This window comes from Amycolatopsis sp. MJM2582 (assembly GCF_000754115.1).
In the GTDB taxonomy this organism is placed as follows: domain Bacteria; phylum Actinomycetota; class Actinomycetes; order Mycobacteriales; family Pseudonocardiaceae; genus Amycolatopsis; species Amycolatopsis japonica.
Genome location: NZ_JPLW01000006.1, coordinates 550,531 through 569,418 on the forward strand (window position 1 = coordinate 550,531; position 18,888 = coordinate 569,418).

The window sequence follows — 18,888 nt, forward strand, 5'->3', positions numbered from 1 at the left end:
TCAGAACGGTGGTGCTTCGTCGCGGGGTTCGTGCAGTGGTGGAGGCGTGCTGTCGTAGCGCTGCCCGGTGGGTGTGGTGATCGTGAGGGTTCCGTCGGAATCCAGCTGGTAGTTCCAGCCGGGTTCGTCTTTGAGTCGGTGGTCGCGGCGGCAGAGGTCGATCAGTTCGGTGTCTGTGGTGTGGCCGCCGTGTTGCCAGGGCAGGGAATGGTCGAGGTCGCAGGCTTGGGCGACGCGATGACACCCGGGTCTTCGGCACTCACGATCTCGCACCCGCACGAATTCGTCGAGTCCGGCGGTGGGTCGGTAGCGGTTCCGGCCGAGGTCGAGAACCTGTCCCGAGAGTGGGTCGGTGATGATCCGCCGCAGCACCGTATTAGACCCGGACGCGATCTCCCGCGCCAGCGAGGCGGGGATATGCCCATGCCCGGCCATCTCCGCGGGATCATCGTTCAACCCCAAATAAGTCTGAAGGTCCATATAGAGGAACACTTCGGACCGTTCACTCTTCCCACCCTGACCACCCAGCAGAAGGTCAAGGGCAACATCAGCACGCAACTGGTCCAGGGTGCGCGTTTCCCCACCGGCTCGCAGGGCGCGGGCTTCGCGGTCGATGCGGGTGTAGGCGGCGGCGACCTTCTCGGCGGGCCCGTCTTCGACTTCGATGGACGCCACCCCGGTGTCGCCCTGCCGTACCGTCAAACGACGTCCGCCGCGGTTCCGTTCGGCACGGCGGGAGGCGCCGTCACGGTCGGCCATCATCGCCGCATGATTCGCCGCTTTCCGGATCTGATCGGAGTTCCGGCCCGGGATCCGATCCTCCAGGACCGCGTCCACCGCACGGGCGTCCTCGTCCGACAGCCAGGCAGTGGCTGCCGCGACTTTCATCGCTCCGTACCCGCCGACCTTTCCGGCGTCCAGAAGTCCCAATGTGCGCGGCAGCCGAGTCGTCAACGCCTCAGCCGTCGAGACCAGCCCGGCAGCATGTCCGTCCACAACGGACAGAGCGAACGCAACCTCCTGTACGACACTGGAGGCTCCATCGCGATGACGGCTTAACCGCCCCAAAGCGCGGAACCGAATTGCCTCCAAGCGTGCGATGCCCTCCGACGCCGCGACGGCGGCATCCACCGCATCCTGATCCCCCAACGAATCCAGCGAAGCATTAACCTCCCGCAAAACTTCCGACGACGTGATTTCCTTCAAACGCGCCACAGTGGCGTTGAGTGTGTCCACACGCAGAACGTACAACCGACCACCGACAGTTTCCGGCGATGACGGAAGCAACCGCTAAAGACCGTTGCGCGCCACCACATCTGCATAGAACAGCGCACTGTCCTTGAGCACCCGCTTCTGAGTCTCGAAGTCGACGTGCACGAGACCGAACCGCTGCGTGTACCCCATGGCCCACTCGAAGTTGTCCAGCAGCGACCAGGCCATGTAGCCGCGGACGTCGGCGCCGCGCTCGATCGCGGCGTGCACGGCGGCGAGGTGGTGGGCGAAGTACCGTACGCGCTTCTCGTCGTGTACGCGGCCTTCGACTACTTCGTCCTCGAAGGCCGCACCGTTCTCGGCGATCACGAGCGGCAAGCCGCCGCAATGTTCTTGCAGCCACAGCAAAAGTTCGGTGAAGCACTCCGGCCGCTGCTCCCAGCCGAGCGAGGTCAGTTCACCGCGGGGCGGCTGGACGTCCATCCCGCGCAGGCCCGGCAGGGGGCAGTTGCTGTCGGCTTCGGGATCTTCGAGCGGCACCGCGCGGGCGGGCGCGTAGTAGTTGACGCCCAGGACGTCCAGCGGCTGCGCGATGATCTCCAGATCACCGTCGGCGATCGCCGGTTCCAGGGTGCCGAGATGCGCCAGATCCGCCAGCAGCTCGGGCGGATAGCCGCGGCCCAGCAGGGGGTCGAGGAAGAACCTGTTGTGCAGGAAGTCGAATTTGCGTGCGGCCTCCCGATGCACGGCATCGTCCACATCGGTCAGCACGGGGGCGAAGTTGAGCACGATGGACACTTCCTGCTCGCCGCCATTAGACCGCAACGCTTGAGCGGCCTTGCCGTGCGCGAGCAGGAGATTGTGCCCGGCGACGAGCGCCGCGCCCTCGTCTTGGATGCCCGGGGCGTGATCTCCGTTGCCGTAGCCGATGAAGGCGGCGCAGAACGGTTCGTTGATCGTGGTCCATTGCCGAACTCGATCACCGAGTGCTTTGTGGACGGTCAGCGCGTAGTCCGCGAAATGGTCCGCGAGCTCGCGATTCGGCCAGCCGCCTTTCGCTTGCAGTGCCTCGGGTAGATCCCAATGGTAGAGCGTCACCATCGGGGTGATCCCGTGTTCCAGCAACGTGTCGACGAGACGGTCGTAGAAGGCGAGCCCGCGTGGCTCGACCGTGCGGCCGTCCGGCATGACCCGCGACCAAGCGACGGAGAACCGGTAGTACGGCACACCGAGTTCGCTCAGCAGGCGGACGTCGTCGCGGTAACGCCGATAGTGATCGCAAGCCGGATCACCGGTGGCCACGCCGGATCTCGTGGTGAAAGTGTCCCAAATGGACGGTCCGCGACCGTCTGCCGTCGTCGACCCCTCGATCTGGTACGCCGCCGTGGCCGTACCCCACCGGAACCCGTCCGGAAACCCCAGTGTCACGCCGTCCCCGCTCAGTTGGCGGCCGCGGCGCGGCCTTCGGTGGCGGCCTGGTTCCAGGCCTCGTCGAGCGATTGCTTCCCCTCTTCGACGCGGCCGAGCGCGTGCCCGTACACCGGCCGCACCTCACCGTCGCGCAGCCCGCGGTAGTTGGGCCGCAAGGCCTCGGCGGACGCGGCGAAGATCTTGCCGATCGGCGCACCGCTGAAATACGGGCTGGTGTGGGAAAGCACGGCACTGTCCTGGTAGGCGCCCAGCGCGCTCGGCAGCAACCCGCTCTCCAGGAAGATCCGTTTCTGCTGTTCGGGGGCGGTGAGCCAGACGGCGAGGTCGTAGGCCTCCTTGCGGTGCGCGCCCTGCTTCGGGACGGTCAGGAACGAACCGCCCCAGTTGCCCGCCTTGCCCGGAACCGACGTGACGTCCCATTTTCCGGCCAGCTCCGGGCCGCCCGCCTCCTGGATCTGGGTGAGCATCCAGGCGGGACAGGTGATGGCGGCGAACCGGCTCTGCTTGATCGCCACCGTCCACGGCTGGGTGAAGGTGGTGACCGCGGCGGTCTCCTTCTTCAGCGCCATCCCACCCGCGAGCTCGAAGGCCTTGCGCACGTTGGGATTCGTGTCGGCGATGAACTTGTCGTCCTTGGAGAAGTAGTTCTCCTGCGCCTGGTTGAGCATCGCCGTGTAGACGGTGCCCGCCGAGTCGGCGAACTTGACGTCGTCCGGTGCCTTGGCGCTGAACCGTTCCCCGGTTTCGGCGAACTTCTCCCAGGTCGGCCACAGCGCGGCCACCTGGTCGCGGTCGGTCGGCAGACCGGCGTTCGCGAACAGGTCACGGCGGTAGCAGAGCGCGAGACTGCCCATGTCGGTGCCGAGGCCCATCACGAACTTCCCGCCCTCGGCGGTGCCCTGATCCCATTTCCAAGCAGGCCAGTGCTCGCGGAGACCCTGCGCACCGAACTCGGACAGATCGCTGAACTTGTCCGTCGACTGGCGGAACTTGGGAAGGTACTGCTCTTCGATCGCCACCACGTCGGCGCTGCCGCGTCCGGCGCCGAGCCCGGTGGCCAGCTGCCGGTGATGCGTCTCGAAGTCGGCGACCCGGCCTTCGACGGTGATGCCCGGATGGGCCTTTTCGTAGTCGTCGAAGAGTTTTTCGTACCCGAACTCGCCGAAGGTGGCGACGGTGAGTTTGATCGGGCCGCCGGCTTCCGGCGTGCCGGAACAGCCGGCGAGCAGCAGCACGAGGGCCGTCAATCCGGCCAGTACGCGGGTCATGGTTCTCCTCGATCGTGCGGTCACGCGAGTCGTCTCGGCAGCTGATCGCCGACGGTCAGCCGGGAATCGGCGTGCAGTTTGGTCAGCACCCTGGACACCAGCGACTGCACCGTCCTTCGCGGAAGGCTCAGCTCCGCGGCGATCTCCGGGTTGGACAGTTTCGCCGCCACCAGCCGCGCGACCCGCAGTTCCAGCGGCGACAGGGCTCCACTGTGCCGGGGACCCCGTTCCGCGCGGCTCAAGACGCCGTAGCGGCGCAGCCTGCTTTCCGCGCGGCGGATGCTCCAGGTGGCACCGACCGGCCCGAGCACTTCGCACGCCTCGGTGAGCGAACGGGTCGCCTCTTCGAGGTACCCGGCGCGGCCGAGCAGTTCGGCGGCGTCTTCCAGGGCGGCCGCCAGTTCGATGGGACGACGGACCTCGCGGTAGTGATCGGCCGCGGCCCGCATGCCTTCGGGATCGCCGTCGATCAGCGCCCGGCACCGCAGGGCGGCGGCGGTCGCCCTGGCCGGCACGGTCTCCTGGCTCGCCTCTTCGGCGCAGACAGCGAGCGCTTCCTGCGCGACGGCGTCGTTCCCGGCGGCGATCGCGACGCGGACGACGTCGGGAAGCCATTGGTGGCGCAGCATCATCCGGGCGTAGTCGGGGCGCAGCACCGGCGCGAACAACCGCAGCGCGTCGTCGAGCTCGCCACGTTGTTCGGCGGCCATCGCCTGTGCCGCCAGGTAGAAGTCGCAGCTCTCGCGTTCGGACGAGTTCGACGGCGAATGCGCCTCGGCCGCTTCCAGATGAGCTCGGACGGCGACGCGTTCGTCGCGATGGCCCGCGATGAGCGCGGCGACCCCGTGCAGCAGCAGGGCGGCGGCACCCGGCTCGCGCACGCCGTAGAAGGTGATCGCCGGACCGTCCTCGGTGACCGAGTCCAGCTCGGCCAGCGCCTCGTCCCAGCGCCCTGTCCAGTAGTAGTGCACGGCCGCTGAGACCTGCGGACCGGTCGGCAGGCCGTGCCGCGCCGCGGTCTCGTACCCGGCGTGCAGCGTGGCGTCGGCCTCGGCGAGCCGGTCGAGGTTCTGCAGGGTGAAGAGCCGGTTGTCGAGCAGGTCGAACCGCAGCGTCGCCAGGTCCGCCTCGTGGCCCGCGGTCTCCAGCGCGGCGTCGATCGCGGTCAGCGCCCGGTCGTGCTCCCGGCGGATCGAGTGCACCAGCCACAACGTCTGCTGCGCGTGCGCGGCGGGGTAGCGCTCACCCGCTTCGGCCGCCTCGGTGTGCAGGCCTCGCGCGATCCGTTCGGTCTCGTCGAGATCGGACAGGTCTCCACGGCGGAAGTTGGCGAGCAGCGTCCGGGTGCTGGTGCGCCAGAGTTCCGGGATCGACGGATCGTCCGCGGTGTCACCGAGCGCCTCGATCGCGCCCGGCGTGTCGCCCCGGCGGTAGCGCAGCGCGGCCAGGAAATGCCGCATCTGCGCCAGATCCGCCTTGTCCACGACGGTCTTCACCGCCTCCTCGGCTTCGGCCTCGGGGGTGAGTTCGAGCCGGAACAGCACGCGGACCAGCGCGGCGATCAGCGTCTCCCGTTGCTCACGGGTGGGCACCGCGCTGTCGAGCGCACCGCGCAGCAGGTCGGCCGCGATATGCGGGGCGCGGTTGGACACCGCGACGTGGTTCGCGGTGAGCCAGCCCGCCAGCCACGGGTCGAACGGCACCGGTCCGGCGGCCAGCTGTTCGGCGACCCGTTTGACCGGCGCGCCCGCCCGCGCGAGCGATTCGGCGGCGCACCGGTGCAGCCCGGCACGGACCGGTTCGTCGATGGCGCCGTAGAGCGCCTGCCGCTGGAACGGATGGTGGAAGGCGAGCTTGTCGCCGGCGTACTCGATGACGCCCGCGGTGATGGCGGGCTCCAGCTCCTGCAGCACCTCGAGCGGGCTCTTGCCGGCCAGCGTGGCGATGTCCTCGACGGCGAACTCCGCGCCCAGCAGGGAGGCGGTGCGCAGGATCCCGGTCGTGGCCGGGTCGAGGGTCTCCAACGTCCTGGCCACGGCCGCGAGCAGCGACCGCGGCGCGTTCTCGGTGCCGTCCAGCGTCACCTCGGCCACGCCCGCCGTGATCCGCACCGCGCCGCTCCGGACCAGGTCGTGCGCGACTTCCCTGGCGTAGAGCGGATTCCCGGCCGCGCGCCGGACCAGCGGGCGCAGGCTCGGCCCGAGCTTCGCCTCGAGGATCGCCTCGAACACGGCGGCGATGTCGTCGTCGGTCAGCACCTCGACCGGCATGATCTCGCCGTCCCTCGCCTCGACCCCGCGACGCAGCTGGGCCAGATCCCGGCGGCCGTGCCCGGTGCGCGTGGCGGCGACCAGCAGCAACGGCAGCTGGCGGGTGGCGGCGGCCAGCCGCTGCCACAACAGCACACTGGCCTCGTCGGCCCAGTGGAGGTCGTCGATCACCAGCACCAGCGGGCCCGCCGCGCAGGTTTCGTCGACCAGCGTCAGCAATTTGTCCACAGTGGACAAGATCGGGTCGGTCGGGCCCCAGTCCCCGTGCGCGGGTTCGGCGTGCAGCTCACCGGCCAGCTTGGCCTTGGCCGGATCCGCCGCGCCGTGGTGCACGCCGAGGCATTCCATGATCACCTGCAGCGGGAACCGTTGCTGCAGCTCGTCGGCCGCGGTCCAGGCGAGCTGGCAGCCGCGCGCCGCGGCACCGGCCAGCCCGGCGATCAGCAGCTCCGATTTGCCGATACCCGGTTCGCCTTCGAGCCAGACCGGGCGGCCGCGGCCGGCGAGCACGTCGGTGACGAAGCCGTCCAACCGCTCGACCTGCCGGGCTCGGCCGGGCAGGTGGCCGTGCCCGCCGCGCTCGATCGCCTTGGCCACCGGCGGCGGCACGACGCGGACCGGCACCGGTTTCGGCGCGGTGAAGGGTTTTTCGCTGCCGTCGAGGATGCGCTGGTGCAGATCCCGCAGCGGGGCGCCGGGTTCGACGCCGAGTTCGTCGCGAAGGATCCGCCTGGCCTCGCGATACGCGCCGAGCGCCTCGATCTGGCGCCCGCTGGCGTACAGGGCGCGCATGAGCGTCTCGTGCAGGGACTCGCGCAACGGATGCCGCTGCACCAGCGCGGTCAGCTCGGCCACCACTTCACGGTGGTCGCCGATGCCGAGCAAGGCGGTGGCGCGCAGTTCGGCGGCGGTGAGCTGGAGTTCGGCGAGGCGGACGCGTTCCGCTTCGGCGAACGGGCCGGGCACGCCGGAGTAGGCCTCGCCGCGCCAGAGACCGAGCGCGGAGGTGAGCCGCGCGGCCGCGCCCCGCTGATCGGCGTGTGCCGCTTTGGCGGCCGCGACGTCCTTTTCGAACCGGTGGACGTCGAGCGCTTCCCCGTCCAGCCGCAGCGAGTAACTCGATCCGGACGAACGCAGGACTCCGTGCGCGTCCCCGCCCGCCTTGCGGATCGCCCCGCGAAGGCCGGAGACGTAGGTGTGGACACTGCCGGTGGCGCTGGCGGGCGCCGACCCGCCCCAGACGTCCGAGATCAGTTCGCCGAGGGAGATCGCCTGGCCGCGCCGCGTCGCCAGGGTGGCGAAGACCGCGCGCTGGCGGGCGGGCCCGAGCTTCAGCTCGACGTCGTCGAGCCAGGCACGAGGCGGCCCGAGCAGCTCGACGCGCAGCCCGTTCGTCACGCCGGCTCCATTTCTCGTCTTACAGCGAAAGTGGCCGGATCACTGGTGTGTGTCCCCGCAGTTTAGGACGTCCTCGGTGCGCTCGGGTTGCGCACCCGGGCGAGCGCGTGCAGCGGAGTGCACCAGGGCTGGGTGGGCCAGGAGGGCGCGGCGGCCGAGCCGGGCAGCAGCAGCGCGGCGAGCTCGCCGGTCAGCTCCTCGTGCTGCTCCTCGGTGAGATTCCGTTGGTGGGAAAGCACATCGAGTAGTTCGACGGCGGTCCCGGCGGACAGCGCGCGGACGTTGTCGAGCACCCAGCGGGGGATCCAGGGCGCGGTCAGCTCGTCGCCCGCCTGGAGCAGCTGTTCGGCGACACGATCCGCGGGCGCGCCGGAGTCCGCCATGGTCGTGGCGATCTCCTGGTGCAGCACGGCGCGGATGGCGGGCGGCGTGTTCCCGGCGAACACCGCTCGAACGAGCGGAACGCGGAACCGCAGACGGTCTCCCTCGGCTTCGAGAACGTGCGCGGCGAGCGCCTCCTCGACCGCCCCGGTGAGCGACCGCGGTTCGCGGCCGGTGACGCCCGCCAGATCCGCGACGGTGAACGACGAGCCGAGCAGCGCGGCGGAATTCAGCGTTCGCTTGCCCGGCACGGAAAGCGTGGCGAGATGGTCTTCCACCACGGCGGCGAGCATGCCATGCGGCGTGGTGTCCGGCTCGTGGCCGTCGGCGAACTCGGCGAACAGCCCGCGCAGATAGCCGACATTCCCGGCGGTGTACTCGGCGGCGAACCGGAGGAAGTCGTCACCTGGAGCCCTGGCCAGGGTCTCTTCGGCGAGCGCGGCGACGGCCGGGCCGTCGAACGGCGGCAGCGGGACGATCTCGCCGTCGAACTCCGAGCGAAGGACGTCGAGCGTGCGGCGCCGGGGGAGCGGGCGTGCCGAGCCGATCAGCAGCAATGGCAGGTGCGCGGTGAGCCGGTGAAGCCGCTGCCAGGCGAGCAGGCTTTCCTCGTCGGCCCAGTGCAGATCTTCGAAGACGAGCACCTGAGGCCCAGATTCGCAGAGTTCGGTGACCGTTTTGCCGAGATCGTCGAGCGCCGCGGCGCCGAGGCAGTCGGCGATGAGGCTCATCGGGACCGCGCCGCTCAGCTCGTCGGCCACGACCCAGCGTGTCCTGCTCCTGGCCGTCGCCAGCGCCTCAGCCAGGAACGCGCTCTTGCCGCTGCCCGCTTCGCCGTCCAGCCAGACCGTTCCGCCGCGGCCTTCGTCCAGCAGGGCGGTGAGGTGCCGTCGCAGGCGGCCGAGCTCGAACTCCCGGCCGACGAACGCGGACGGCCGGGCGGGGACGGCGTGCGTCCGGTGGGGACGTTCCGGCCGTCCGTGCAGTGCCGGATCGTCGTCCAGGATCCGTCGCCGCAGGTCCAGCAGCTCCGGGCCGGGTTCGAGGCCGGACCGCTCGATGATCGTCTCGCGGGCGCGGTCGAACGCGGCCAGGGCCTCGGCCTGCCTCCCGGACCGGAACAACGCGGTGATCAGCATGCGGTGCAGGCCTTCGCGCAGCGGATGACGCTCGACCAGCACGGCGAGCTCGTCCACGAGTTCGCGATGCTCGCCGAGCCGCAGCGCGACCTCGGCCTGACGTTCGAGCGCGCTCAGGCGCAGTTCGTTCAGCCGGGCACGCTGGGTCTCGGCGAACGGGCCGGGGATCCCGTCGAGCGCGGAGCCCCGCCATTGTCCGAGCGCGGAACGCAGCGACTCCAGCTCCCGCTGGTGCGCGCCGTCGAGCCGGTGCGCGCGGGCACGGTCCAGCTCGGCTTCGAAGACATGGACGTCGACCTGCTGCTTCGGCAGGTCGAGGCGGTAGCCCGCGCGGCTGGCGACGAGCGGTTCGCCGGCAGGCTCCAGCGCGCGGCGCAGCGCCGAGACGTAGGTGTACACGATGCCGGTGGCGCTGTCCGGAGGCCGCTCGCCCCAGACGGCGTCGATGATCTCCCGGCGGGAGACGACCTGGCCTGCGTGCAGCGCGAGCGTGGCGAACACCGCCTGCCGCTGGGCAGGACCCAGCGCGATCTCGCCGTCGCCGTGGCGGGCGGGGGAACCGCCCAGCAGCCGCACCGTCAGCGAGGAAACCTCGTCCATGACCTGCCGCCCGCGCTTCCGACCGCCGAAAAAGAGTGTCCCGCCCGGCGAAAAGCCTAGTGGCGCCGATGTGGGTTTCGCAATCAATCGGACACTCACCGTGTGGGTTTGGCCGGGCATGACCGGATTTCGCCGTCCCTTGGACTATCGGATGTCCGTTCATGTGGTTTTCCGCCGCCCGGACGGGTGACGGGCGAGTGGGCAAAGCCGGGCGTTCGCAGGGGCAAAGTGTCGTCCGGCGCTGGTGGCGGGCATCCGTGGCTGTGCATGCTGTGCCGGTGAGCCAGGATCAGGAGCTGTTCGCCGGTGATGTCCTGCTCAGTCTCGCCCAGAACGGCAGGCTGGTCGTCGACGCCGACGTGGCGGAAGCCCGCGTCGCCGAACTTCGCCGGACGCTGGCCTACGGCTACGCCCTCCTCGCCGACCCGGACTACACCGGCCCCGAGGGCAGGCTCCGCGAGCTCCTGGACGAACTCCCCAAGTACGTCGAGGCGTTTCAGCAGGCCATGAAGTCCTTCACACCTCGTTGAGGTCTCGTGGAGACTTCGTGAAGAGCCCCTTCGCACACTGTGTCCCATCCATCCGACTGGGGCCGCGGACAAGCGGAGGGGACGAAGTGGACACGGAAACCCGACAGATCACCGTGGCGGTGCACGCGCCCGACCCGATCACCACGGCGGGCCTGGCCAGCCAGCTGGGCACGCAACAGGGGATCGACATCCGGGACTGGGAGCGGCGCGCCGAGACCGACGTACTGGTGTTCGCCGCCGAATGCCTGACGCCGGAGATCGTGCTCTGGCTGCGGCGGCTCGCCGCCGAGGACGGCAAACCGGTGGTGCTCGTGGTGAGCCAGATCAGCGAGGCGGAGCTCGTGCCCGCCATCGAATGCCGGGTGGTGGCGGTCCTGCCGCGATCGGCCACGACCGGCGAACGGCTGGCGCACGCGGTCCGCGCGGCGGCCACCGGCGGCGGCGTGCTCCCGCCGAGCCTGCTCGGCGAACTGCTCAAACACGTCGAACGGCTGCAGCGCGAGGTGCTCGACCCGATGGGCGTCAACACCGCCGGACTCACCACGCGGGAGATCGACGTGCTGCGGCTGATGGCCGAGGGCAAGGACACCGTCGAGATCGCCGGTGAGCTCAGCTACTCGGAACGCAGCGTGAAGCACATCATCCAGGGCATCACCGGACGGCTGAAGCTGAAGAACCGTCCGCATGCCGTCGCGTACGCCGTACGGGCCGGGGTGATCTGACCGCACGGTTCGCCAGGCGTTCGGCGACGACGGCCAGTTCGAGCGGCTGGTCTCGTTCGCGGGCCAGCCAGAGGCATTCGTCGGCGGGTTCCTCACCGAGGCAGGCCCGGACCAGATGACGATGCAGCAACACGCGTCCCGTCGGCATCGCGGCGGCGAGTGCGTTCAGCGCGTCGAGCGCCTGCCTCGCCGACGCCCGGTCGTTCCTCCGCAACGCGAGCTCGGCGAGATCGGCCCAGGCGATGTCCGTGCCGACGGCGAGCCCGCGGGTCGCCGCGTGGAGGCGCCGGATGGCCCGGTCGGTTTCACCCACCGCGATGTCGACGCGGGCTTCGGCGATGTCGAGCAGATGCGCCAGCGTCGGGGCCGTGGCGCGGGCGGCGGTCAGCAGTCGCCGTGCCTCGGTGGGCCGTCCCTGTGACAGCAGGACCGACACCGTCGACAGGTACATCGCGGACGCGCCGATGTCATGGCCGGGCCCGGAACGGCCGGCCAGGCTGCGGTGCGCGAAGTCGATCGCCAGAGCGGGCCGTCCGCGCATGGCGGCGAGCAGCGAACGTTCGCTGTCCCGCAGGCCGGATTCGGGGAAGGCCTCGTCGGCGAGCAGCTTTTCTGCCCGTGCTCGTTCGCCCAGCACCAGCAACGCGGCGACGTACGAGGTGATCTGGTCGTTCAGGTGTCGCGGTACCGTCCTCGACGGCCACCGCTCGCGCTCGGTCAGATTCGCGCCGAACCGCGCGGAACGGCCGTCCCAGAGCTCGGCCAGGCCGCCGAAGAGCTCGCCGAGCCAGGAATCGTTCCCCGCCAACAGTTCGGCCGCTTCCGTCCACCGGTCCCGCAGGCACAGCGCGATCGCGCGCGAGACCATCGAGTCGGCTTCCACGCGTGCCATCCTGAGCGGCCGGGACGGTGGCGACGTGCCGGGCGGCCACGGTCGGCCCGTATGGACGCGGGGTCCGCCCGAAAGCCGTCAGACGGCCAGCGGGCCGAAGACGAGGGTGCCCGGTGCCTCCGCGTCGTCACCCGCCCAGAACTCCAGCCACAGCGCGGCGAACTCGTCCCGCGACAGCATCCCGTCGCCGTCGGAGTCCAGCAGCGGGAAGGTGGCGTCGGTGTCGGTGGGGCGGCCGTTCCACACCTCGATCATCTGGTGGTACTCCGCCGCGGAGATCAGGCCGTCGCGGTTCTCGTCGACCGCTTCGAACATCGCGTCGGCCGTGGCGGTCACGGCCTCCGGCGTGTCCGGGAGCTTGTCGACCACCATCAGCACTTCGTCCAGGGTGACCTTGTTGTCGCGGTTCAGATCCGAGGCCGCCAGCAACGTCGTCCACCAGCTCAGCATGATGCCGGTCAGCCGCCGTTCGTCGCCCGGCCCGCGCCGCCGCGCCCAGCGGTCGGCCAGGGCCTGGAAGTCCTGCTCTTCAAGGAAACCGTCGCCGTCGACGTCCATCGCGGCGAAGACCCCCGACACCTTGCGTCGCTGCAAGTCGCTTGCCATGCGTCCGAACGATAGAACCGGACGCAGTAGCGGAACAGCGGCCATTCAGGGGCACGGGGAACCACGATCGGGGGACCATCGGGCACGATGGGTGGATGGTGGAGATCAGCTTCCTGACCGAGTCCGATCGCGCCTCCTGGGAAGCGCTGGCCCGTGACAACGACGCGTACTTCGCCGTGGAACGGGACGACGACGCCTACGACCGGACCTGGCGGCGCCTGGTCGACGACGGGCAGCCGATCGGGATCACCGCACGGCTGGACGGCGAGCCGGTCGGCTTCGCGCACTATCTGTTCCACGCGGGGGTCTGGGGAGCGCAGCGGTGTTATCTGGCGGACCTGTTCGTCGACGCGGGCGCCCGGCGGCGGGGTGTCGCGGCCGCGATGATCGCGTGGGTGGCGCGGGACGCCGAGGAGCGCGGTTTCCCCCGCCTGTACTGGAACACGCTGGAGGATTCCCCGGCCCGCGGGCTGTACGACAAAGTGGCCGAGGTCAACGAAGGACTGGTCGTGTACAGCTACCTCCGACGAGGTGTACGGAACTCTCCGCGCGGCTGAGACAACGGCCGAGCCGCGGCAGTGCGGTGGTCGCCGCGCCGTTTCCGTTGGCTGCGAACAGGACATGCCGATTCCGCCCGGGGAACGCCGGCGATACGCGTACCGTATGTACCCGTCAGGAGGTGGAGCATGACAGCCGGAATCGAGCGGGCGGCGCACGCCTACTGCCGGGTCTGCCACCCGGACCCCGGTCTCGGCGAGCCGGTCACCGCGCTCTGCGGAGCCACTCATCCCTACTGGGGCCGTCGTGAGCGGCCGGTGAACAACTGTCCGGCCTGTACGGCGGTCGTCGCCAGGACGGAGTACCCCTGCGGGCACACGGGCGCCGGAAGGTGACGTGGCGGGCGCCACAGCGAATACGCCGTTTTCGGGGCCGTGAGCCGGGTATCCGTCGCTCAGCGGACAACGAAGGAGGCTCCGATGAACGACAAGGCCGAGAACAAGATCGACGAACTCAAGGGCAAGGCCAAGGAGGCCGCCGGGAACGCCACGGACAACGAGCAGTGGCAGGCGGAAGGCAAGGCCGAGCAGGGCAAGGCCAACGTCAAGCAGGCGGGCGAGAAGATCAAGGACGCGGTCAAGGGCGTCCGGGACTGACCTCGTGACCGCCGGGGCCCGCCTGCCGAGGCGGGCCCCGGTACGGTCCGGGGTATGGAGTTGCGGGATTTCGACGGCGTCAAGGTACGGCGGCCTTCGGTCGAGCGTGAAGACCTCGAAAGCGAACCAGCCGTCTTCAGCGGCTACTTCGATTTCGACACCGTCCATCTCGACGGCGGTGAGCAGGACGGCGTTCGCGGTGGCGGCGAGATCGCGCACTCTCTCGTCTCGGAAGTGAGCTTGGCGAACGCCCGGCTCGACAGGCTGACGCTCTCAAACGTGGTCCTCGAAGGCGTCGACCTGTCCAACGCGGCGATCCGCGACCTGTCGGCTCGCCGGGTCGAAATCCTGCGCTGCCGGGCGATCGGGCTCGGCGTGGCGATCACCGCCGCCACCGATCTGTACGTCGAGAACGCGCGGTTCGACTACGCCTCGGTGACGGTCGAGCGGGTGAAGGGCGCGGTCGTGTTCTCCGGATGTTCGTTCCGGGAGACGGTGTTCTCCGGCGACCTCTCCCGGCTGACCTTCGTCGACTGCGAATTCACTGAAACCGAATTCGCGGCGACCTCCGCGGTGGACTGCGACCTCCGCGGCTCACGCCTGTCCGGCGTCCGCGGTCTGCTGACCCTGCGCGGCGCGAAGATCACCGGTGAGCAGGCCGTCTCGGTCGCCGGGATCCTCGCGGCCGAGAGCGGCCTTTCGGTTCAGCCTTCGGGGTAGAAGATGAAGAGCGTGCATCCGGTCGCCGACGCGGGCACGTGCCAGGAGCCGGCCGGAGCGTGCAGGAACGTTCCCGCCGGATAGTCGCGCGCGCCGTCGTTGAAGGTGCCGGAGACGACGAACACCTCTTCGGGGCCCGGTTCGTGGACGTCACGGTGCGGCCAAGAAGTACCGGGATCCATTTCCAGCAGGTTCGCGTGTGCGCCGTCCGCGCCTGTCCACAGTGGACGAAGGCGGATACCGGGGAAGAGCTCGCGCACGGGGGATTCCTTGACGGAGACGGAAGTGTAGCCCTCTTGGGCGAGGATCTCTGGATGCATGACCCCATGCTGCCGGGGCCGTCGGGCCGCCGGACAGTGTCAGGGAAGACACCATGGGGTACTTTCCTGCCATGCATCGGGTGAGGGCACTGGTGCGGCCGGTGCAGTCGACGTTCGAGCTCGGGATCGCCGCCGAGGTCTTCGGCACGGAGCGGGCCGGGGTGCCGCGGTACTACGAATTCGACGTCTGCACGGAGAAACCCGGCCCGGTGCCGACCACGGCCGGGTACGCGATGTCCGTGACACGGGGCCTTTCCGCGCTGGCGGACGCCGACACCGTGCTCATCCCCGGCTGGTCCCCGGTCGAGGCACCGCTGTCGGCGCCCGTGCGCCGGGCACTCCTGCGCGCGCACGCCAGGGGAGCGCGGCTCGTCACGATCTGCTCCGGTGTCTTCGCGCTGGCCCGTACCGGGCTGCTCGACGGCAGGTCGGCGACCACGCATTGGGCGCGCGCCGCTCAGCTGCGGGACGAGTTCCCGCTGATCAAGGTGGAACCGGACGTGCTCTACGTGGACCACGGCGACGTCGCCACGAGCGCCGGGGCGGGCGCGGGGATCGACCTCTGCCTGCACCTCGTCCGGCGTGACCACGGTGCCGCGCACGCCGCCCTCGTCGCCCGGCACATGGTGATGCCGCCGCATCGCGACGGTGGGCAGGCGCAGTTCGTGCCGGCCCCGCCGCCCGGCGACGAGCTGGACGGTCTCCTCGAGTGGGCGGGCGCCCGCCTCGGGACGCCGTTGTCGGTGGGCGATCTGGCCACATACCTCAACGTCTCGCCGCGCACGCTGGCCCGGCGCTTCGCCGATCAGCTCGGCACGACGCCGGGCGCGTGGCTGCTGACCCGCCGGGTGACCGAGGCGCGCACCCTGCTGGAGGAGACCGGCCTGCCGGTGGACGTGATCGCGGCCCGCGTCGGGCTGGCGTCGGCCGTGAACCTCCGCCGCCGCTTCCGAGATCAGGTCGGTACGACGCCGGGCGCGTACCGGCGCGCGTTCCGGGGCCCGGTTTCGCCTTGAGCGGAACGGCGTACGCGGGCCCCGGCCCGGATGTCACGATGACCGTATGGCGGACATCCTCCCTTTCCAGCAGAAGCGTCCCGAGCCGGAACCGCTGTGGCGTGACGTGCTGGGCCGGAGCCTGCGCGCCGCGCGGGAGGAACAGGGTGGCCGCCTCGTCGACGTCGCCGAACGCGCCGGAATCTCGCCGCAGTACCTCTCCGAGATCGAGCGCGGCCGGAAGGAGCCGTCGAGCGAGATGATCGCCGCGGTCACCGGCGCGCTCGGGCTCGACCTGGCGGACCTGCTCTTCGGGATCGCGGGCACGATCAGCCGGGGCGGCAGCACGGGCCTCGCGGTCGGACGGCGTCCGCGAGGGCCCGTGCTCATGGCCGCCTAAGCGGTCACGTCAGTTCGTCGCGGTCGTGAGTGGCGTGTCGGGTTAGATCCGGTCGGGTCCTGGACACCTACCGCCGGGCAGCACGTGTGATCAGACGGACGACACAGGTGATTGAGTGGACGACACGCGTGTCCAGCCGGACGCCTCGCGGCAGGACCGGTCGAGTCCGAGTGCAGTCCGCCCAATCACGCGTGTCGTCCGTCTGATCACACGCGCCGTCCGCCCGGACACGAGATGAAGGGCGCTTTACCCGCGTCGCATGCGGTGAAAGTCCCCTTCATCCGCCTCCGAGAACAGAAGACTTCGCGCTAAGCCCGTTCGTCGAGGACGCGGTCCGCCAGCCCGTAGGCGACGGCGCCCGCCGCGTCGAACACGCGGTCCCGGTCGGTGTCGTGGCGCAGATCCGAGACGGCGCGGCCGGTGTGGGCGGAAAGGATCTCCTCCAGCTGCGTCCGCACCCGCACGACCTCGTCGGCCTGCAGGATGAGGTCCGGGATCGTGCCGCGCCCCTGCGCCGCGGGCTGGTGCAGCACCACCCGGGTGTGCGGCAGCACGAACCGGTGGCCCGCCTCGCCCGCCGCCAGCAGGATCGCGCCCGCCGCGACGGCTTGGCCGACACAGGTCGTCGCCACCGGCGCCTTGATGAAGCGCATGGTGTCGTACAGCGCGAGCATCGCCGACGGGTCGCCGCCCTCGGTGTTGATGTAGAGGTTGATCTCCTGTTCGGGGTTGTCCGCCTCCAGGTACAGCAGCTGCGTGATCAGGGCGTTCGCGACCCCGGAGTCGATCGCGGTCCCGAGGTAGATGATCCGCTCCGACAACAGATGCGAGTAGACGTCCATGATCCGCTCGCCGGCGGGACTGCGGGAGATGACGTTGGGGATGGTGTAGGTGCTCATGCGCTCGCACCCCTTTCCGTGCCGAGGCCGAGTTTGTGGGTGCGGACGGGGACGACCTGGTCGAGGCTTTCGACGATGTGGTCGATGAAGCCGTATTCGCGGGCCTGCTCGGTGGTGAACCAGCGATCGTGCAGCGAATCGGCGAAGATCCGGTCGATGGGCTGCCCGGTGTCGTCGGCGATGAGCCCGAGCACGGTGTCCCGCGTGTAGCGCAGGTCGTCCGCCTGCACCTCGACCTCGACGGCCGAACCGCCGATACCCGCCGAACCCTGGTGCATCAGGATCCGCGCGTGCGGCAGGGCGAACCGTTTGCCCGGGGTGCCCGCCGAGAGCAGGAACTGCCCGGCACTGCACGCCAGCCCCAGCGCGAGAGTCGCGACGTCGCACGGCACGAGCCGCATCACGTCCCGGATCGCCAGCATCGACGGGACCGATCCGCCCGGCGAGTGGATCCACAACGCGATGTCCTTGCGCGGATCCTCGCTCGCCAGTGACAGCAGCTGGGTGGTGAGGACCGTCCCGTTGTCGTCGTCGAGCGGGCCGTCGAGGACCAGCACACGCTGGCTGAAGAACCGTTCCCGTTGCCGTTGGTCGAAGAGTGGCTGCTTCTCGTTGTCGCTCATGCCCCGACCATGCCGCCGTCGCCCGGCCGGCCGCCGGTTTCTCTGCTGTGAGCGGATCAGCCCACAGCAGGGCGTTTCGCCGGCACGAACCACACGGTGATGGTCAAGAGCATGGCGAAGACGAGGGCGAGGAGGTCGAGGGTGAGCCCCGGTTGCAGGGCAAGGCCCAGGTACTCCGCCTCGCCCAGCGCCTTCAGCAGAAGCAGGCTGAGCAGCGTAAGACCGCCGCCGATGGTGATCATGACCTGCCCACGGCGGACGTTGGCGAGCAGGAGCCCGCCGCCGGCCACCGAAAACACACCGGACAAGACGAGGGTGACCTGACAGAGCTGCAGTGGCTCCCAATGCTCGTGCACCAGGTACGCGTGGTGGATCAGCATCGCGTCCGCCAGCACGAAGAAACCGAAGAGCATGCTCGCCACCCCGGCCAGGACCGCGAAGACCGACGGCGGTGTCAGGCCGGGACGCGTCGGCGGGATCGGCACCGGCGTTTCGATCCCGCTCGCCGCCTGGGCCAGCAACGGGAGCGCGTGGTCCGGCAGCAAACGCGCATGCGGCGCTTTCGCCAGCAGCCCGCGCAGCACGTCCGCGAGCGGGCGGGGCGTCCGGTCGATGGCGGGCTGCTCGTTGACGACGGCGTACAGCGTGGCCGCGACGTTCGCCCGCTGGAAGAAGTTCCCGCCTTCGCTCGCGCTGAGCAGTGTCACGCCGAGCGACCAGAGGTCGGAATGCGGTGTGCCGTCGTGCCCGGCGATCGTTTCGGGGGCGAGGAAGGCCGGTGTGCCCGCCGGGTCGAGGGCCTTGGCGATCCCGAATCCGGTCAGCTTCACGGCACCGTCGGGACCCACCAGGATGTTCGCGGGCCGCACGTCCCCGTGCACGACGCCCGCCGTATGCGCGGCGGCGAGCGCGCCGAGCACCTTGCCGCCGATGTCGGCCACGAACCGCGGCGGCAGCGGGCCCGCGGACGCGAGGTCCTCCAGGGTCCGCCCCTCCACCGGGTCCATCACGATGAACGCGTTTCCGTCCGCGACCACGACATCGCGGACGGGCACCACCGACGGGTGATCCATCGCGACGAGGGCTTCCTCCTTCAGCCGCTCCACACGAGTGGGCTCGTGCGTGGGAAGCGGCAGCTCCTTGATCGTGACCCGCGGCCCGTCCGGCCCGTCCTCGCCGCGCCACAGCACGGCCGTCCCGTCGCCACCCAGCTTCTCGAGCAGGATGTAGCGCTCGGCGATCGTGCTGGAAACTGCCGTCACAGTGGGGCTCCTCGAATCGTGAAGGGTCTCCGAGGCACGCTAACCAGGGCTCATGACAAAACGATG

The 18,888-nt window shown here is 70.0% G+C and carries 19 protein-coding genes; 8 read left to right on the forward strand and 11 right to left on the reverse strand.

Going from position 1 to position 18,888, the window contains the following annotated elements; genetic code table 11:
- From ED92_RS33585 to ED92_RS33605, 5 genes are all read right to left on the reverse strand, one after another.
- Positions 1-1,236 (reverse strand): HNH endonuclease signature motif containing protein, encoded by a 1,236-nt coding sequence (locus tag ED92_RS33585; RefSeq protein WP_235213429.1) that lies wholly within the window; start codon positions 1,234-1,236, stop codon positions 1-3.
- Positions 1,237-1,290: 54 nt separating this feature from the next.
- Entirely contained in the window at positions 1,291-2,640 is a 1,350-nt protein-coding gene (locus tag ED92_RS33590; protein WP_037345317.1) for a GH1 family beta-glucosidase, read from the reverse strand.
- Between the two features lie 11 nt (positions 2,641-2,651).
- Positions 2,652-3,911, reverse strand: a complete 1,260-nt coding sequence (locus ED92_RS33595; RefSeq protein WP_037345318.1) for an ABC transporter substrate-binding protein — start codon at positions 3,909-3,911, stop codon at positions 2,652-2,654.
- Positions 3,912-3,931: 20 nt separating this feature from the next.
- Positions 3,932-7,579 (reverse strand): BTAD domain-containing putative transcriptional regulator, encoded by a 3,648-nt coding sequence (locus ED92_RS33600; RefSeq protein WP_037345320.1) that lies wholly within the window; start codon positions 7,577-7,579, stop codon positions 3,932-3,934.
- A 62-nt stretch (positions 7,580-7,641) separates the two neighbouring features.
- Positions 7,642-9,699: a BTAD domain-containing putative transcriptional regulator gene (locus ED92_RS33605; protein ID WP_037345323.1), complete on the reverse strand. Its 2,058-nt coding sequence runs from the start codon at positions 9,697-9,699 to the stop codon at positions 7,642-7,644.
- A gap of 278 nt (positions 9,700-9,977) precedes the next feature.
- Between ED92_RS33605 and ED92_RS33610 the strand changes: the two genes are divergently transcribed.
- Together ED92_RS33610 and ED92_RS33615 are read left to right on the forward strand one after the other, a co-directional pair.
- A complete protein-coding gene (locus tag ED92_RS33610; RefSeq protein WP_037345827.1) occupies positions 9,978-10,229 on the forward strand; it encodes a hypothetical protein in 252 nt (83 codons plus the stop codon).
- A gap of 86 nt (positions 10,230-10,315) precedes the next feature.
- Positions 10,316-10,951, forward strand: a complete 636-nt coding sequence (locus tag ED92_RS33615) for a response regulator transcription factor (RefSeq protein WP_037345324.1) — start codon at positions 10,316-10,318, stop codon at positions 10,949-10,951.
- Here the strand turns inward: ED92_RS33615 and ED92_RS33620 are convergent.
- Positions 10,881-11,834: a hypothetical protein gene (locus ED92_RS33620; protein WP_235213430.1), complete on the reverse strand. Its 954-nt coding sequence runs from the start codon at positions 11,832-11,834 to the stop codon at positions 10,881-10,883. The two genes, ED92_RS33615 and ED92_RS33620, sit on opposite strands and share 71 nt — an antisense overlap.
- An 87-nt stretch (positions 11,835-11,921) precedes the next feature.
- Positions 11,922-12,449, reverse strand: a complete 528-nt coding sequence (locus ED92_RS33625) for an EF-hand domain-containing protein (protein WP_199755051.1) — start codon at positions 12,447-12,449, stop codon at positions 11,922-11,924.
- Positions 12,450-12,544: 95 nt separating this feature from the next.
- On the opposite strand from ED92_RS33625, the gene ED92_RS33630 reads away from it, so the two are divergent.
- The 4 genes from ED92_RS33630 to ED92_RS33640 all read left to right on the forward strand — a co-directional run bounded on the left by ED92_RS33630 (position 12,545) and on the right by ED92_RS33640 (position 14,323).
- A complete protein-coding gene (locus ED92_RS33630; protein WP_037345326.1) occupies positions 12,545-13,006 on the forward strand; it encodes a GNAT family N-acetyltransferase in 462 nt (153 codons plus the stop codon).
- Between the two features lie 129 nt (positions 13,007-13,135).
- The gene (locus ED92_RS42160; protein ID WP_081975984.1) at positions 13,136-13,342 is read left to right on the forward strand and encodes a hypothetical protein; all 207 of its coding nucleotides are present in this window, start codon (positions 13,136-13,138) and stop codon (positions 13,340-13,342) included.
- 84 nt (positions 13,343-13,426) lie between these two features.
- Entirely contained in the window at positions 13,427-13,603 is a 177-nt protein-coding gene (locus ED92_RS33635) for a CsbD family protein (RefSeq protein WP_034316186.1), read from the forward strand.
- A 54-nt stretch (positions 13,604-13,657) separates the two neighbouring features.
- On the forward strand, positions 13,658-14,323 hold the full coding sequence (locus tag ED92_RS33640; RefSeq protein WP_037345328.1) for a pentapeptide repeat-containing protein: 666 nt from the start codon (positions 13,658-13,660) through the stop codon (positions 14,321-14,323).
- Here the strand turns inward: ED92_RS33640 and ED92_RS33645 are convergent.
- Positions 14,308-14,643 carry a cupin domain-containing protein gene (locus tag ED92_RS33645; protein WP_037345329.1) on the reverse strand — a complete coding sequence of 112 codons (336 nt, stop codon included), beginning with the start codon at positions 14,641-14,643 and terminating at the stop codon, positions 14,308-14,310. The genes ED92_RS33640 and ED92_RS33645 overlap by 16 nt on opposite strands.
- 71 nt (positions 14,644-14,714) lie before the next feature.
- Here ED92_RS33645 and ED92_RS33650 point away from each other — a divergent pair, with 71 nt between their 5' ends.
- Together ED92_RS33650 and ED92_RS33655 are read left to right on the forward strand one after the other, a co-directional pair.
- On the forward strand, positions 14,715-15,659 hold the full coding sequence (locus tag ED92_RS33650; protein ID WP_037345331.1) for a GlxA family transcriptional regulator: 945 nt from the start codon (positions 14,715-14,717) through the stop codon (positions 15,657-15,659).
- A 46-nt stretch (positions 15,660-15,705) separates the two neighbouring features.
- Positions 15,706-16,038, forward strand: coding sequence for a helix-turn-helix domain-containing protein (locus tag ED92_RS33655; protein WP_037345333.1), 333 nt, complete (start codon positions 15,706-15,708; stop codon positions 16,036-16,038).
- 308 nt (positions 16,039-16,346) lie between these two features.
- Here the strand turns inward: ED92_RS33655 and ED92_RS33660 are convergent, their stop codons facing one another.
- The 3 genes from ED92_RS33660 to ED92_RS33670 are packed head-to-tail and all read right to left on the reverse strand — an operon-like array spanning position 16,347 to position 18,822.
- Positions 16,347-16,937: a ClpP family protease gene (locus tag ED92_RS33660; protein ID WP_016335566.1), complete on the reverse strand. Its 591-nt coding sequence runs from the start codon at positions 16,935-16,937 to the stop codon at positions 16,347-16,349.
- Positions 16,934-17,560 carry a ClpP family protease gene (locus ED92_RS33665; RefSeq protein ID WP_037345334.1) on the reverse strand — a complete coding sequence of 209 codons (627 nt, stop codon included), beginning with the start codon at positions 17,558-17,560 and terminating at the stop codon, positions 16,934-16,936. The genes ED92_RS33660 and ED92_RS33665 overlap by 4 nt, the downstream gene beginning before the upstream one ends.
- Before the next feature lie 56 nt (positions 17,561-17,616).
- Positions 17,617-18,822 carry a serine/threonine-protein kinase gene (locus ED92_RS33670; protein ID WP_037345335.1) on the reverse strand — a complete coding sequence of 402 codons (1,206 nt, stop codon included), beginning with the start codon at positions 18,820-18,822 and terminating at the stop codon, positions 17,617-17,619.
- Between the last annotated feature and the right edge of the window lie 66 nt (positions 18,823-18,888).

What these genes read in the sequence shown, in the direction of transcription:
- ED92_RS33640 (WP_037345328.1), top strand. Translation starts at nt 13,658, where the DNA reads ATGGAGTTGCGGGATTTCGACGGCGTCAAGGTACGGCGGCCTTCGGTC.
- ED92_RS33625 (WP_199755051.1), bottom strand. Translation starts at nt 12,449, where the DNA reads ATGGCAAGCGACTTGCAGCGACGCAAGGTGTCGGGGGTCTTCGCCGCG.
- ED92_RS33630 (WP_037345326.1), top strand. Translation starts at nt 12,545, where the DNA reads ATGGTGGAGATCAGCTTCCTGACCGAGTCCGATCGCGCCTCCTGGGAA.
- ED92_RS33665 (WP_037345334.1), bottom strand. Translation starts at nt 17,560, where the DNA reads ATGAGCGACAACGAGAAGCAGCCACTCTTCGACCAACGGCAACGGGAA.
- ED92_RS42160 (WP_081975984.1), top strand. Translation starts at nt 13,136, where the DNA reads ATGACAGCCGGAATCGAGCGGGCGGCGCACGCCTACTGCCGGGTCTGC.
- ED92_RS33660 (WP_016335566.1), bottom strand. Translation starts at nt 16,937, where the DNA reads ATGAGCACCTACACCATCCCCAACGTCATCTCCCGCAGTCCCGCCGGC.
- ED92_RS33655 (WP_037345333.1), top strand. Translation starts at nt 15,706, where the DNA reads ATGGCGGACATCCTCCCTTTCCAGCAGAAGCGTCCCGAGCCGGAACCG.
- ED92_RS33635 (WP_034316186.1), top strand. Translation starts at nt 13,427, where the DNA reads ATGAACGACAAGGCCGAGAACAAGATCGACGAACTCAAGGGCAAGGCC.
- ED92_RS33605 (WP_037345323.1), bottom strand. Translation starts at nt 9,699, where the DNA reads ATGGACGAGGTTTCCTCGCTGACGGTGCGGCTGCTGGGCGGTTCCCCC.
- ED92_RS33645 (WP_037345329.1), bottom strand. Translation starts at nt 14,643, where the DNA reads ATGCATCCAGAGATCCTCGCCCAAGAGGGCTACACTTCCGTCTCCGTC.
- ED92_RS33595 (WP_037345318.1), bottom strand. Translation starts at nt 3,911, where the DNA reads ATGACCCGCGTACTGGCCGGATTGACGGCCCTCGTGCTGCTGCTCGCC.
- ED92_RS33650 (WP_037345331.1), top strand. Translation starts at nt 14,715, where the DNA reads ATGCATCGGGTGAGGGCACTGGTGCGGCCGGTGCAGTCGACGTTCGAG.